At 45.0% G+C, this 14,173-nt stretch carries 10 protein-coding genes; 2 read left to right on the forward strand and 8 right to left on the reverse strand.

Features of this window, described 5'->3' with window-relative positions:
- Positions 1–2,532, forward strand: coding sequence for a DUF2357 domain-containing protein (locus tag ACGHTT_RS04040; protein WP_390593676.1), 2,532 nt, complete (start codon positions 1–3; stop codon positions 2,530–2,532).
- Between the two features lie 210 nt (positions 2,533–2,742).
- Here ACGHTT_RS04040 and ACGHTT_RS04045 read toward each other — a convergent pair whose 3' ends face one another.
- From ACGHTT_RS04045 to ACGHTT_RS04055, 3 genes are all read right to left on the reverse strand, one after another.
- Positions 2,743–3,222, reverse strand: a complete 480-nt coding sequence (locus tag ACGHTT_RS04045) for an imm11 family protein (protein WP_390593678.1) — start codon at positions 3,220–3,222, stop codon at positions 2,743–2,745.
- A gap of 284 nt (positions 3,223–3,506) precedes the next feature.
- On the reverse strand, positions 3,507–3,674 hold the full coding sequence (locus ACGHTT_RS04050; RefSeq protein WP_390593679.1) for a hypothetical protein: 168 nt from the start codon (positions 3,672–3,674) through the stop codon (positions 3,507–3,509).
- Positions 3,675–4,205, reverse strand: coding sequence for a hypothetical protein (locus tag ACGHTT_RS04055; RefSeq protein ID WP_390593680.1), 531 nt, complete (start codon positions 4,203–4,205; stop codon positions 3,675–3,677).
- 238 nt (positions 4,206–4,443) lie between these two features.
- On the opposite strand from ACGHTT_RS04055, the gene ACGHTT_RS04060 reads away from it, so the two are divergent.
- Positions 4,444–4,998 (forward strand): imm11 family protein, encoded by a 555-nt coding sequence (locus ACGHTT_RS04060; RefSeq protein ID WP_390593682.1) that lies wholly within the window; start codon positions 4,444–4,446, stop codon positions 4,996–4,998.
- A 487-nt stretch (positions 4,999–5,485) separates the two neighbouring features.
- On the opposite strand, the gene ACGHTT_RS04065 is transcribed toward ACGHTT_RS04060, so the two are convergent.
- The 5 genes from ACGHTT_RS04065 to ACGHTT_RS04085 all read right to left on the reverse strand — a co-directional run bounded on the left by ACGHTT_RS04065 (position 5,486) and on the right by ACGHTT_RS04085 (position 14,022).
- On the reverse strand, positions 5,486–6,577 hold the full coding sequence (locus ACGHTT_RS04065; RefSeq protein ID WP_390593683.1) for a cellulose-binding protein: 1,092 nt from the start codon (positions 6,575–6,577) through the stop codon (positions 5,486–5,488).
- A 14-nt stretch (positions 6,578–6,591) separates the two neighbouring features.
- A complete protein-coding gene (locus tag ACGHTT_RS04070) occupies positions 6,592–7,113 on the reverse strand; it encodes a hypothetical protein (RefSeq protein WP_390593684.1) in 522 nt (173 codons plus the stop codon).
- Positions 7,114–7,666: 553 nt separating this feature from the next.
- Positions 7,667–10,093, reverse strand: a complete 2,427-nt coding sequence (locus ACGHTT_RS04075; protein ID WP_390593685.1) for a patatin-like phospholipase family protein — start codon at positions 10,091–10,093, stop codon at positions 7,667–7,669.
- Positions 10,094–10,129: 36 nt separating this feature from the next.
- Positions 10,130–11,266 carry a hypothetical protein gene (locus tag ACGHTT_RS04080; RefSeq protein ID WP_390593686.1) on the reverse strand — a complete coding sequence of 379 codons (1,137 nt, stop codon included), beginning with the start codon at positions 11,264–11,266 and terminating at the stop codon, positions 10,130–10,132.
- Positions 11,267–12,138: 872 nt separating this feature from the next.
- The gene (locus ACGHTT_RS04085) at positions 12,139–14,022 is read right to left on the reverse strand and encodes a VWA domain-containing protein (RefSeq protein ID WP_390593687.1); all 1,884 of its coding nucleotides are present in this window, start codon (positions 14,020–14,022) and stop codon (positions 12,139–12,141) included.
- Positions 14,023–14,173: the final 151 nt, after the last annotated feature.

The following is a 14,173-nucleotide window of genomic DNA, read 5'->3' on the forward strand; positions in this document are numbered from 1 at the left end:
ATGCCAGAATTATTAAGGCTAAAAACAGACGAATTTTTATTCACCGTCAAAGCCGCGTCGGTTGAAGGCCGAAGCCGCACCTTAAGCAAAACTTTGCTTACTCGCCAGTGCACTAATTCTAATGTTCTTGTAAGAGTTGCTCCTGTAATAAAACTTAGCGAGCCACCGAGAGGCTTTGTCGATGGCTCATACTCATTTTTGAATGCGGTAGAAAACCTTAACCACACTGATCAAGTCAGTTTAGACTTCCCTATTTTTTTTGAGAACACGCTGTATCAAGTAGAGTGGATTTTTCTTAAAAAAGTACAATGGGCTAGCCTAAATCACCGTTATAAAGCTGTTTGTGACGCATTTATATTTACTCCCAGTGAAGACGGCTTAAGTGCGCGTTTAACCGGCACCATCAATACTGGCAATGATGTGGGGTGGTTACGTTTGCCACTCACTTTTGAGCTTAATGGCAAAATACAGACTCAGAACATTGCGTTTGAAGTACTGCCAACCAAAATGGCACTGCACCAAGACTTGCCCGCCATGTACCAAGTCATCGACAAAGTTTACCCACTTTGGCGCTTTAGTTTGGTAGAAAAAACTGAACAAAACGCAGCGACTAGCCAGCATCGCGGGCATTTTCCACTGATGTGGTTGGCTAATTTTTCCACGTTACGGGTGCGTTTTGAGCAAGGCTTAAAAGTGATTTGTGCCGCACCACATAGCCGCTTGCAACCCACAGTGGCCAATATTAAAGCTGCTAAATTAAAAGGCCGCTTGCCACATAAGTTGGCAGAGCAAGTTAAGCAAGACTTTGCAAATGGCCAGTACGATAAACGCTACGCGGTCGAAAAAAAGCAACTGAGTGAGGATACCCCAGAAAATCGCTTTATAAAAATGGCGGTTAGTAAAAGCAAGCGACAAATAGCGGAGTTTGAACAAAAGGTTAGGCAAAGTAACCAAGCGCCAGAACGGCAACGGTTGTCGGATTCATTTTTAAATGAGCTACATAGTTGGCAACAGCCGCTGCAAAAAGTGTTGGGCCAAAGTTTTTTAAAAGAGGTTGGCGCATACACAGGGTTAAGCCGTGAGTCGTTAGTGCTACAGCAAAAAACCGGTTACAGCGCGGTGTATCGTATTTGGCAGGAGCTGAAATTTTATTTGGATGTGTTTGGCAATCAGTCGAGCATTTCGATGAAGTCAGTGGCTGAGATTTATGAGGTGTGGTGCTTTTTGTGTTTGAAACAGATTTTAGAGCAGGATCTCGGCTTTGAATTGGTGGAAAACGGTGCGACGAAACTCGCCCAAAATGACTTTTTTGAGTATCAACTTAAAGATGGGTTTGCCGGTGCCTTTCGTTTAAAACGCAGCGATGGCGTGACCGCTAGGCTGGCACACGAGCCTAAATTTACCAAACAAGGAAAATCAATCCGCTCGTACTTGGTTAACCAAGAACCGGATATTGTGTTGGAAGTGACATTACCTAAGAGCGCAAGCTCCGACTCAGGCTCGACAGAAGAGAAGCAGTTCATTTGGTTGTTTGATGCCAAATACCGCATTAAAACCGATAAAAACCGCTTTGATGATAACAGCGAAGATATTGAAAGTACTGATTACGTGCCAGACGATGCCATCAACCAAATGCACCGTTATCGTGATGCTCTGATTCGTTTATCAGAGTCACGCTTGTCTGAGTCTCCACCAAGTGGAAACGCTGGCCAATCCCCTAAGAAAAGTCGCCCTGTTTTTGGTGCGTTTGCTTTATACCCTGGTTTTTTTGACCAAGCTACAAAACCCAACCCTTATGCAGCCGCTATAGAAGAAGTGGGTATTGGCGCGTTTGCTCTGTTGCCTAGCCAAAATGAGTCCAGTCAAACTGATCCTAGCCAGACTGGGAGTGGTTATTCCGGTCACCAGTGGTTGCTAGAGTTCTTGCAAGCCCAAATTGGTACAGCGCGGAATACACAAACAGGGCAAGGCAATGAGGCTATGTATCCTGTGACCGGAATGGCGGAAAGGCTCTACGTACAAGAGGCTGCTCGCATACCGTATTACGGAATGAGCCAAGTGCTGTATCCTGATTTGACGATGACAGTAGCATTGGGTGGGCAACGTGGCCGTGATAGTGGCTACTTTGAAAAATTTGAGCAAGGTACAGCGCGGTGGTATCACCTGCCGCAAAGCACGTTTTTGCAAAAATTTAAACAACATATTGCCGAGGAAATTCGCTATTTAGCGTTGGCGTCTACCTCAGACACCCAAAGTTCAACTAAGAAAATTGACAAACTTTGGCCGGTTAAACGCGTGACGGTACTACCACGTTATGCCATTACCGAAAAGCAAGCCGGTAGAAAATCTGAAAAGACTGATCTGTATTATCTATTTGAGCTAGGCAAGCCGCTCTCGCTGCAAACGCCGGTGACAAACGTACCGCATCGCCCAATGAAAAACTCAATGAAACTCACAACCTTAACTCGCTTAGAGAGCATGATAACGTTCGCTGAGGTTGATAGGGTGTACAAGGAAGCCATATCGGCTTGAAAAAAATCGGAGTCAGATGCAGATAAAAAATCAGTTCCCGTAAAGCGACGCAGTCGGGTGGGCTTTCTTTGAGTCACCTTTCTTTGCCCATCAAAGAAAGGTGACTCGCCCCGGTCGATACCGGAGTTCTTAGATTCATTACAAAGGTATTCCGATAGAAAGCAGGCAAGGCTATATTACTATCCTCCGTAAGTTTCCCGCATGCTTAAATCAAACAGTTGGGTACTCTTCAAACTCAGCTCCAGTAATGTTTGCTTCGACGACGGCGCTGTGAATGTCTTCAGTGCAGAAAATAGTCGTGAAGTTGTCTTCTTTGATTTTAAACAAAGTTTCAGCAGGTATTTTTGATATGTCAAATATAGCTTTTGTTACGCCGCCGTATTCATTGAATGTGCTACTTTTTCTATCTAGGCAGGCAATGACCGTAATTACATTCACGGCAAAATACTTTTTTCCGTCTCTTATGAGTGGTAAGAATTCACAGTTTCTTTCGTACTTTTGAAAAACATCTTGAAGTAATTTTTCAGAAATTACAAATGAACCAAATTTCGCTAGAGAAATATCAGCTTCTAGTATATCGATATCATCTTCGTCTACTTCGATTGGCTGTGCCGTAGCCCAATTCAGTGGCTTACCTTTGCAGCGTAGCGTTACGCTTGGGTCTGAAAGTACTAAAACTTTTGTAACCATTGTAGTTGGCTTGAACTGAAAACACTCTTTTCGCGTTAACCATTAGGTCTATTTAGCGCCAGAGTAAAAATCTAATCAATTGATGCCTAGATAGAGTAGGAAATATACTCCCACTACAGAAGTTGATACCGATCATACTGCAACTTTAATTCCTTTCTTTTGCCAGCTGCTTTGACAGTCGTCCCGCTATTGCGTGCGCCTTTGTAAATGCATCCTTTGGGTCTACCTCGTTTGCAAGTGGCGTTTTCTGTTTGGCTTCTTCCGTCAGGTTTTTATTGTCCGTGTTATTCGGTTTCGTCATCGCAATCTTCCTTGAGGTTTTTAGGGTCGCCAGAGTATTGCGGCTCGTCGTCCATGTCATGGTTATATTGTTCGAGTATACGCTTAGCTTTTTCTTCCAAGGATTCAGGTTTGGACTTTCTCTTGGTTGAAATGTCTGTAATTTTTGTCATTTAAACCTCCGAGATTAGCTTGCTGAGAAAATCACCTTTGGGATGGTAGGTAAAACCATACGAGGTGTAGTACTGCTTCACAGCGTCGTTGATGGGATTCATGATTCGAATTTCCCGTGCGCCAAGCAGTTCAGCATAAACTTGCAGGGCAGCGGTTACAAGCCGGAAGGTTTTGGGCCTTTTACCTTGATCTACAGGCTGAGACTCGACGAAATCTAGCCGCATTGCTGTTCCGTGATAAGTCGGCCGGCCTAACGAGAGACTAATCAAGCGGGGACCTTGCCAAATGGCCAGTTCAAATCGCTTGGGGTGTCGGAAGCGAAAGCTTGGGTAGCTAGCGAGCCAATCCCAATCGACCCTACGAATCGCAGAGGTTTCCCATACTTTTGAGGCGGTTAATGCTGCTTGATCTATCACCCGCAGCGTGATGTCTGACGTATTGTTATCTGCAAGTGCATTTTGTACTGCGCGTAACGCGCTTTTGCGAATGCTGTCGTATCTTTGTTCTGCGTCTAAATGTAAAGCCTGCATGGGCGTCCTTCCCAAAGCTAAAGGCAGCAATATAGCGCGCGCTGTCGTAATCACATAGCAATAGGTACGTGGGTCTCATTGGCGTCGAGGCTTACCTACCAGATGTTTCAGCTTAAGAGCAGTTATTCGATTAGAATCCATTTTCAAAATGCTAAGTGGTAAATTCATTGAGACTCATTCTTTTTTAGTTTTAATGATTTTAAAAGGCGATGGGTGCCAGTTGAGGACGATTTGTGACATGACCATCTACAAACTCCGTTATCGGTTTAAGAGCTACTTGTCTATAAACATCACGAACGAAGAGATGTGGGCGAAATTAGGCAAGCCACTTTACCCAAGAGGAGAGTCTGTTAGCTCCATATGGCAACCAATGTCCGCCAGCTTTATTAATACCTTCGATGAAACTGCCAATGGTAAGCAGCCTGACATCGCTGATTGGGAAACCAATATGGTATTTGGCCCTAAGGCTTACGATGCTTTAGCGTCAATGCTACTGCCCTTCGGTGAGTTTCTACCGCTAAGTATTGAAGGTGAGGTTTGGTATGTCTTTAATGCAACTACGATTTACAACACGGTAGATGATTCGGCCAGTCAGCAACATATTATGGACGGCGTGATTATGGGTGTAGATGAACTTCTGTTTGATGAATCTAAACTAGGCCCTGCGCCCGTATTCCGAACAGATTTTGACGACCGCATGAGCGTCTACTGCAATCAGGCATTTAAAGACGCCGTGCAAGCGCAGGGGTTTGAAGCTGTATTGTTCAGAGAAGACTTAACAGCACCGATGTAAAAGTAAGATACGAAAATTCGTGTCGGGTTAAAGGTTAGATTCTTTGACCCTCAACAGGGGTTTTTGTCTTTGCTCTTAGCCCTTGATCTAACCCCCTTTACGCAGTCGCCTGATTATCCCAGTCACCTCCATGTGACTGTCACTTCGTGCGCAAACGCGGATCAAATCGTTCCCGACGATTTGTTTTTAAACTAACGGTAATGATGGCGAGTTGCGCAGCGGCCGCTACGTGGGTGAAAAATCAGGTTCCCGCAGGGCGATGCAGTCGGGTGGGCTTTCTTTGGGTCATGTTTCTTTGCCCATCAAAGAAAGGTGGCTCGCCCCGGTCGATACCGAAGTTTTCAGGTTTAGAAAATTTGAGTCTAATAAGAATTAGTGCACGACTATCCCAATACGGTTAGATATATCGTGAGTGATAATTGATTGAGAGTTTTGCTCCTGAATCCAATTAACCGGAAAGCAGGAGCATGATCGGGCGCTTGTGAGATTAGGCTGCGCCGGGGAAGAATATTTGAACGGTTTGTTTTTCTTTTATTAGTGCCTGCATAACTTTTAAGAATTCTACAGGGCGTTTTTCAAGTAGGCTTAATCTATCAACGTATTCAGATATTAACGGCTCAATTAAGAAATACACCATATCGCAACCACGAAGTTTGTATCTTAGTGTGTGCCAAGTGGTAGGGCATTTGTCTTTTAGATTTCGGCTTGATTTTGCGGCAAGACCCAAGAGCCCTTGGGCTTTTAACAGTGTAACCAGCGCGCCGCCAAGGCCACCTTTTGCGGGTTTGATTTGTTTGCGTATGCCTGCAAGTCGCCTTTTCAAGTGATAGGTCATTGATTCATGAGCCATTATTTTTTTTGCTATTTGAACAGAAATCGCTGCAGCAATGGCATTGGCAACTTTCTTGCCGATTTGTTTGCCTATAACCCGCTTGGTTTTACCTTTTAAAAAATCACCGGCAGCTTGTGCCTCATCACTCGATATCGCTTGTACAGCACCATATTTAGCGGCTTTCAATAATATGGCTGTATCTACCTGCCCGACGGTATTCAGAATTCCGGAATTTTGTAGTTCATCCATTACCCATTCAGGAAGAACCGATATATAGTCGTTTACTACCGTGACGACACATTGCATAACTGGGTTTTCTAGTAGATTTAGCTCGTACTCAAATAGTGCTTCATAGGTTGCAGTAAGCAAATCTATTGCGGCCCAATTTTCACCGCCCACCTGGGAAAACTTTTCTGCACCTGCAAGGTGGAGGCCTTCAGCAGTGCGTTCTATACCCGCTCCCAACATTGCTGGTTGTACCACAGCCTGGTGCCGAATACCGTCGGCGATACCCGCCGCGAGAGGATCAATTTTATCGAGTAGGGTTAAGGTGTCTATCCAGGTTGCAGATCTCTTTAGGGAGCGATAACCGGGAGTATGACAGCCAAAATTACAGTCTTTCCATTTTCTTTCTTGAGTGGCTGTATCATCAAAAAATGATATGTTCGAAAAGGCCAAATCGGAATTGGCCTTTAGATACTTTTCAACCCCTAGTTCACTGATTAAACGTCCGTTGTAGGTATCCATTTTTCATCCTTGTTTTATCGGGTTAGTTCTATAGATTCAATAGCTGCACTTAGTTCACTTCTGAAGTCATACTGATCGCCGTCTGCCAAAAAAAGTACACCAAAGACTTGTTGGTTGCCCTTGGGGACATCCACGAAAATGGCTTCAGTTTGATAGGAATCTATAAAGTGAGAGCTGATAACTAGTTCGCGAGAGGTAAAGCCGGCAATTTTCGAGTTTATGTCTTTAGTGATTTCACTCGGGTTGCTTTTATCGGCGAGTAAGGTCTTTTCGAGCAGGTGAGCAGAAAACTCAGGTAGCGATAATGACTTATCGCGAATATAAAAACTTATTGAGGAAAACTCGCCTATTTTAAAAGCTACTTCTCGGCCGCCCAGTAATGAGGGGTTATCATCCCGTGAGAACACCCAGTTAGGTGCGGGTAAAATAGAAAAGCCTTGGTTGCTATAGACGTTTTCGTTTTTCTCGTTAGTACAAGCGCTTAATATTAGGGCTGTAGCTAGTGAAAGAAAAAAAAGAAACTTACGAAACACCATCGATCTTGACTCCCTTCGAGACCTTAAATTAGCCGTGGATTGTATAACATGACTGCTGCGGCTGATAGCCGGTCACTTAAATATTGTGGGAATGAGCAACATTTGGCAAATAAGTAAACGTGTCCCCATTTCTTACTTGGTACTTTGGTTGCAATTATGATTTCCGCAAAATTCAACCGTCAAAATCACTGAGATATTGGCTCAGTCATCGCCAAATATGATCTGGTTTTTCGCAAACGCAAACGCAAACGCAAACGCAAACGCCCGGCGCGGGATATTATGTAGCCCTGTATATACCACAGGTGTTAGTTCATCTGCGGTCGATTCATTGCCGTCTGCGCAGATTTTTAAGCCGTGTTAACTCGCAACTCTTTATGCTAGAAGGATTCTGGTCCGCAAACATTGGCTATGTCGAGACATATCATGGATTTCGCTCGCAGTATCAGTCGCCTTGAAGTGCGTCATGTTCCACGCTTGTGCGCAGCTCGATATCGCCTAGGCATTGAGTAGCCAGCCGTTGCACGCAACCTACGTTTTACTCCTTCGCCATTCTTTACTTTTCGCCGAGGTTGTCTGCCAGTACCGAGTGGGCTGAATCAGCGACGAAAAATCCCAACGCGCGATAGACTTCAAATTGGGTTTCGTCAAAATACTGGTCGCTAGTGGGCTGGTGTGGGTAGTTGGGGTGTTGGTGTCTGTAGTGATGAAGATATTCTGGTTCTTTGCCGGTAAATGACAGCTTCAGATAAATAAGTGTGCCCTCTTCACCATTATCGTAGGTAATTTTCCCTACCGTGAAATTGCTGGCAGAGCACCCTTGGACAGGTTTAATGGTAGAAACATCAATATCTATTTGCGCACCAAGGTCTATTGCCGCGTAGCGCTGTAGAGTTACTAGGCCGGCAAAAGAAAAGGTGGGGTCTGCTTCAGCATCTATGCAAACAATGGTTTTACACCGGCGTTTTAGAAGTTCGTAAGTTGCCAAATTTTCAATATGACCGCCATCAGAACAGTTGACGTAAGGCGTTTTTTCGTTGACCAGCCCAAGCGCCTCTCTCAATAAATAGGAAAGCCCAAGCGGTTTCAGTTGATATTTTCGCAACCAAGACTGACTGGAGAGCTGTCCAGGGTGTGGTAGCCAGTAATTCAGTCGTATATTGAGCAGCGTCAGCATAAATGAGAGGGGTTTAACTGTGGCTGTGCCCATATTGGGTGAGGCTGCGGCTGCGGATATTGCCATTGCCGCTGCGAGATTCAGATGAGGGTCGGCGTTTTCCATGTCTTTGGTCGGGCAGTAGCCAGTAAAATCACTGCCGCAGTAGCGCTTGCTTAGAATAAAGGGAGCGGTTTTTCGCGTGCGCAATTGAGGGTTGGTGCTGCCCTGTAAATTCAGCGCTGTATTAATGATGTGGTAGGGCGCGCTGCTGTTGTTTGTGCTTAGTTCACTTAATTTTACCGTTTCAATAGTGGTGACGGCATCTTTGCTGGGTGTAATCAAAAAGGTGCGGCTAAGTCTGTCTCTATAAAAGGGATGGAGAGAAAAATGATTAATATTGACGAACAGCCAGTTATACAGCAGTACTATAACGCCTAAGAGATAGAGCCACCACTCGGCGTGACCTTTGAACAGCCTTAGCTGTTCGATTTCGAGAATGATTCGATCTGAGCCTATTTCATTGATCATCCCAATGTTTATTTTTTCAGGGTTTCGGGTGGAAAAGGCTGAAAACCATTGAGAGACAGGTGATGTGTCGGCTGTTCCGGTTGACTCGCTGAGGCTGGCGTTTTTTAGTGTCGACGTTCGTTGCAGTTCTATGGAGCCTTGTTGGTAGCCGGTAATTGAAAAGTCTTTTACGTCTATATTTTTTCGGCTGAGTAGATAGCCCAGTGTCTGACAAGTCTTAATATGACTGTTAGCGCAATCGATATTTGCGCCAAATTCGGGAGGGGAAGTCAGAGACATTTGTAGTTTTTCAAAGCTTTGCGCTTGGACGGGTTTCTCGCCAATCAAAGCCAGTGATTGCGGATCGTAGATGTAGGGTGAGTTAATTGCTTCAACACAGATAACAACGTATAAAAATGCCAGCGATGCTGGTGCCAGAAAGCCGGCAATAGGTATCACAATCCTGGCGCGCCAAAGGAATATAGCGCCCAATAGCAGGCCGGCAAGAATTGCAGCGGCCACACTGATTAATACTTTGTGAGACTCAACCCAAGTGCTGATGGATGAGAATAATGAAGCGGAATTTAGATGCACAATTTGTGCAAGTCCTGAAAACAACGGCACGGCCAGTATTGAAGCGAGAGCCATGCCTGCATAAATGGTTAGTCTACCGTCGGCTTTATCGCGACCTTGCCACTGTAGCTTTTCTTTGAATATTGGTCTTAGTGTTAGGCTAATGGCCAGTGGTAGAACACCCAACAGAGGGGTGATCCATTGGTAGGTCGGGCTAACTGTTCCCGCTAATTCAAAAAATGCCTCAGTGATGAAGGCGGCGAATATGACGATGGGCAAAAATATCAAAATACTCCGTAGAATACCTTCGGTAAACAAGACTGGAAGCCGAATACCACTCAGCGGCCCATTCGTGCGTAGGTATTCGCTGTAGTTTCTGAGGTGATTAAGTGCGACGGGTTCTCTCTGTGACGAACGGTCGGTCAGTAACCGAACCGCATCTGCGTTGTCTTTTGCCAGCGCGCTAATACAAGAGCCCGTATAGCCGCCACCAGAAACAGTTGATAAATAATCGACGGCGTTAAACAGCTTGTGGGTTATCAGGTTCTGGATAACCCCAAGACTAAACGACGCTGATCTTATGCCGCCGCCTGAGCATGCGAGGCCAATTAGCTGGTTTTTGGTGGTAATGTCTTTATGGGTAGTTGATCGGCTTTCATGATGGCCCGGCACATTGCTACGACGCCTAGAGATTTCGTCTAGCTCTGCTTGAAAAACTTCGTTAGCAAACTGTGACCCTTCCATGTTGATGTTCCTTTGGGTGACGAGTTGATCGCGTCGTTAACTAAATTTTGCCGTAATGGCCGTTAGTGAAAGTAAAAGTATCGGCCAATAAGCGACCTTGGCGATTAAATTATCCTGATAACAGACGACGCGAGCCAGAATTGGGGCGCGAACTGAGAATAGATAGGTGTTTGCAGTGGCCGCAACGAGCAGGCCATACATGAGAATATAAAAGTACTCGATATACACAACACCTGCAGCGGCAAATTTTTCGCGAAGTTGTATATGTGCGAGCATAACCACAAAGAACAGCGCTGAACAGGCGCCCATAAATCCGCTGGCATTGAACCCTAGGCGGTTGGCTTTGGTATCATCCTCACTCACCGTTAGTAGGGCGGCAAATAGTAAGGTTGCTACCAGTAGTAGTGGCAATAGATAGATCGTAAAGGCATTGCTAAATTTTCGTTTGATAACAATATTAAAATGCAATTCAGGCCAGTTATGTTGCCCCGTATAATCTGGTATGCCGAAATTGGTAGTGTAGCTATAATTTTTGTAGTCGAAATAGGTGTTCTCTCGATTCCAGGCACCTAGCACAATCGAATCATCAATGCCAAATGTGTCGTTAATGCCGGTGGCGTTGTAAGAATCGAAGTCGGGAACCAAGACAAGATTGCTGGAAAAAGCTTTTGGCCAAAGCCTAATCCATACTGTTTTATGGTCAAAGGGGTATTTGTCATAATCAAAATTCTGACGCAGTGTTGCCTCAAAGTACCAGCCTAACACCTCACCATTCTCGGTTTTATACCGGTAGGCGAGGGAGGGAGGAATATCGCTTCCCGTCATCACTTGCTCCGGGAAGATAAATCCCGCTTCATTTTCAGCCGGTTTGAAAGCGTCGTGCACGCCATCTTCATAGTGCTGCCAAAGGTAACCGCTCAAATTGACGTCACTCGAATTCGAGAAATTCAGAGATTGAATGAAAAGTCCGGTTTTTATGTAGAGTGGAGAACTGTCGTTCGCGGGGGGATGAACCATCCAAATTTCATCGAGCGCGCTTACTACAGCCTGATGGTCCACCAGTTGACGTGTATCTATTTCATGCGCATTCATTTTTGACCATTGAAAAATCAAAATGGCAATTAACAGAAGGGATAGTAGCGATGATATAAGCCACCAATAAGTTTTGCTCATTATTCAGTGTCTGCTTTTTTGCCGGCGTAGGAGGGAATAACCATATCGGATATCGGTGTGCGAGTAAATCGAGGGCTGTGTTGGCGTAGATACTGGCTAGGTGGGGCGCTGGCATAAAAATCGTCTTGACGTCTTTTGTGACATTTAGGTTTTATCATCGTGGGGTGGCGTATGCATAAAGCCTATGCGCAAACGCTTAATAAGTTCATTGGGCCGAGCATGGCCAACGGGTTTTAAATCGTATCGACATACTTTCCACCGGCATATCGCGAGGTTTGTCCGGCATAGCAGTGAATTCAGTTGTCCAAATGTTTTTTTGATCTTTGGATACACCGTCGAGCCAACGCTATGCCGGCGATGCTCACGGGTGAGGTGCGTAATATCGTTATGTGATTCAGTAAACTATTCAGCACGCCTATTTTGTCGGCCGGTTGCAGATGTCTGATTACTGTAATCGGTAGAATTCGAACTTTTGGCTTAGTTGTTGTGTTGGCAGTCAGCGATGCCTTGGCAATCGTTTAGGCCTCTTAGGAGGCAGGGTAAAAACCCAATCAATTTTTGTTTAGTCGGTGTTGGGTATTTCATAACCAAGGGTTCATATGTCTTGTTACTGATAATCCGCTAATTTTGTCGCTTTGTTTTTTCTCTTTTACGTAGTCGCCTTATTATTGGCTAATCACATCCATGTGCCTGCCACGTCTGCGCAATCACGACCCAAGTCGCTCGCGACGATTGGCTGCCCAACTGGCGGTATTAATAGCGAGGATTGTCTGAGCCACTTTTGATTGAGTATCAAAAGTGGCTAGTTGCACAGCGGCGGAAAGATGGGGGTAAAATCTGGTTCCCGCAGGGCGATGTGATCGCCCCATTTTTTAAAATTCTATATTTGTTGTTTCGTCAGCTTTTATGACAAGGGTTTTTTCTGTTTCTGGTAGGCCTTTTAGCCGCACTTTATATTCGCCAGGTAGTAAGCTGTATGTTTTGTTATCTAATGGCGCTTCGCCAATGAATTCTCCTTTTGCGCTTCTTATTTCGTAAGTGTATTGCAATGCGTCGTTTAGAGCCTTGCCTAATTCAGATGAATTTTTAGCCGAAAGATATACACCATTTCCCGTCTTTGACCAATGTGCAAAGCGAGCGGCTAATTGTGTGTCGTCAATCGCAAAGCCAATAATGTTAAGCCTGATATGAATGCCCGCACTACGCAGCTTGTCTATCTCAGCGGCGGGGTCGCCTTCGCAGGTTTCTTCACCATCGGTGATGAGTATGACAAGCTTTTCCTTGCCGGCATTGGCCAAATCTTCTCTTATCGCTTTTATCGACGCCGCTATAGGTGTTTTTGCATTATTTTTTGCATTAATTGTTTTAATTTTACTCGCTACGTTTACGCGGTTAAGGGGTTGAAGGGGTATTTCTAAATCGCTTTGGCAAGAGTCTACTTCCTTTCCAAAAATTCGTAGCGCAAAGGGTGTCTTTTCAGGGATGTAGTTTTGGGTCAGATTTAATAGGGTATTTTTGGCAACATCGATTCGCCTTTGGCCGTCCATTTTTTGTAGCATACTGCCCGATGCATCCAATATGATGGCAATGGATGTTGTTTCCAGCGCCGATTTTTTAACGCTTGCCAGCAACTTACCTGGCTTGTCTTTTGACGGTTCGATACGAATATTTTTGCGGGCTAGTGTCGCGTAGCTTGCGCCTGTGGAATAACGCAACTCATAGTTGCCCGGTGTTTGAGGCGCCTTTAATCTAAGCGGTTGTCCGGTTCTGGTATAGGTATAGTTGACCCAAGCGCCTTCCTCGCTGTTAGCGGGCACGATGGTAATGTAATCACCGTTATTATTTGGCCCGGTCCAGTTAACGGTAATGTCTGAGCCTGCTTTTGCATGGTCAGGAGCGTTGATGGTGGCTGAAGCCGCTGATACAAGGAGCGCTTGAGCGCCTAGTGTTGCGTATGCTTGGCCGCTCATATAGCGAATTTCATATTCACCAGGAAAGTCTGATGCATTTAATGTTAACGGGTTACCTTTTTGGGTGTAAGCGTAACTGTTATAGGTCCCTTCTGGTGCGCCTTTTTTTACAATGGAAATAAAATCGCCTTTATTGTTCGGGCCTTGCCAGGTTATGGCGATGGCTTTTCCCGCCTCTACTGTTTGGGGAGCATTAATAGTTGCGCTAACCGAAGTGACATTGATTGGCTTGCGTGCGATAACGGTATCACCACTAGCTAAAAAATACCGTAATTCGTATTGGCCTGGTTTGTCAGGCGCAATAAACGACAGTGGTGAGCCTTTATTCGTATATTGATAGGAAATGTAGTCTTGTTCTGTATTGCCAATGGCGAGATAATCTCTGGTGTTGTTTGGCCCGCTCCAGCGCAGCTCAAAGTTAGCGCCAGCGGCTACTGAGCTAGGGGCTTCAATACTGGCTTTAGCTTGTACCAATACAATCGGCGTTTTGGCCAATGTGACATAAGGAGAGTTAGGCGCTAATAACCTAATTTCGTAGTTGCCTTCTACTGAAGGCGCCAATAGTGTGAGCTGTGTTTTTCCTCGCACATAAACATAACTGTTGTAGCTGCCTTGTTCTGCACCTGATTTGACGATGGTGACAAAGCTTTTATCATCCACAGGACCGGATATGGTTACGATCAGTTCAGCCCCAATCTCCGCCCTATTTACCGCTTTGATGCTGACTTGGGCATAGGCTGAAAGCGTAAACAAACTCACGAACAGTAAAATGCATATCCTTAACATGTTATCTCCCTTTGGTTGTTAAAAGCTCTTTAACCTTGGCTAGTATCTATCGCTTCGCGTCAAAAAAATAGCGGCTGCCTATTGTTTTTTTCTAATTTTTGAACCGCTTTTAGGCCATGTGATTAAATCGGGGTCAGGTAAGAATAAAAAA

This window comes from Simiduia litorea (assembly GCF_042853465.1).
GTDB lineage: Bacteria > Pseudomonadota > Gammaproteobacteria > Pseudomonadales > Cellvibrionaceae > Simiduia > Simiduia litorea.

Coding starts and splice junctions, on each gene's coding strand:
- ACGHTT_RS04040 (WP_390593676.1), top strand. CDS start 1: ATGCCAGAATTATTAAGGCTAAAAACAGACGAATTTTTATTCACCGTC.
- ACGHTT_RS04045 (WP_390593678.1), bottom strand. CDS start 3,222: ATGGTTACAAAAGTTTTAGTACTTTCAGACCCAAGCGTAACGCTACGC.
- ACGHTT_RS04050 (WP_390593679.1), bottom strand. CDS start 3,674: ATGACAAAAATTACAGACATTTCAACCAAGAGAAAGTCCAAACCTGAA.
- ACGHTT_RS04055 (WP_390593680.1), bottom strand. CDS start 4,205: ATGCAGGCTTTACATTTAGACGCAGAACAAAGATACGACAGCATTCGC.
- ACGHTT_RS04060 (WP_390593682.1), top strand. CDS start 4,444: ATGACCATCTACAAACTCCGTTATCGGTTTAAGAGCTACTTGTCTATA.
- ACGHTT_RS04065 (WP_390593683.1), bottom strand. CDS start 6,577: ATGGATACCTACAACGGACGTTTAATCAGTGAACTAGGGGTTGAAAAG.
- ACGHTT_RS04070 (WP_390593684.1), bottom strand. CDS start 7,113: ATGGTGTTTCGTAAGTTTCTTTTTTTTCTTTCACTAGCTACAGCCCTA.
- ACGHTT_RS04075 (WP_390593685.1), bottom strand. CDS start 10,093: ATGGAAGGGTCACAGTTTGCTAACGAAGTTTTTCAAGCAGAGCTAGAC.
- ACGHTT_RS04080 (WP_390593686.1), bottom strand. CDS start 11,266: ATGAGCAAAACTTATTGGTGGCTTATATCATCGCTACTATCCCTTCTG.
- ACGHTT_RS04085 (WP_390593687.1), bottom strand. CDS start 14,022: ATGTTAAGGATATGCATTTTACTGTTCGTGAGTTTGTTTACGCTTTCA.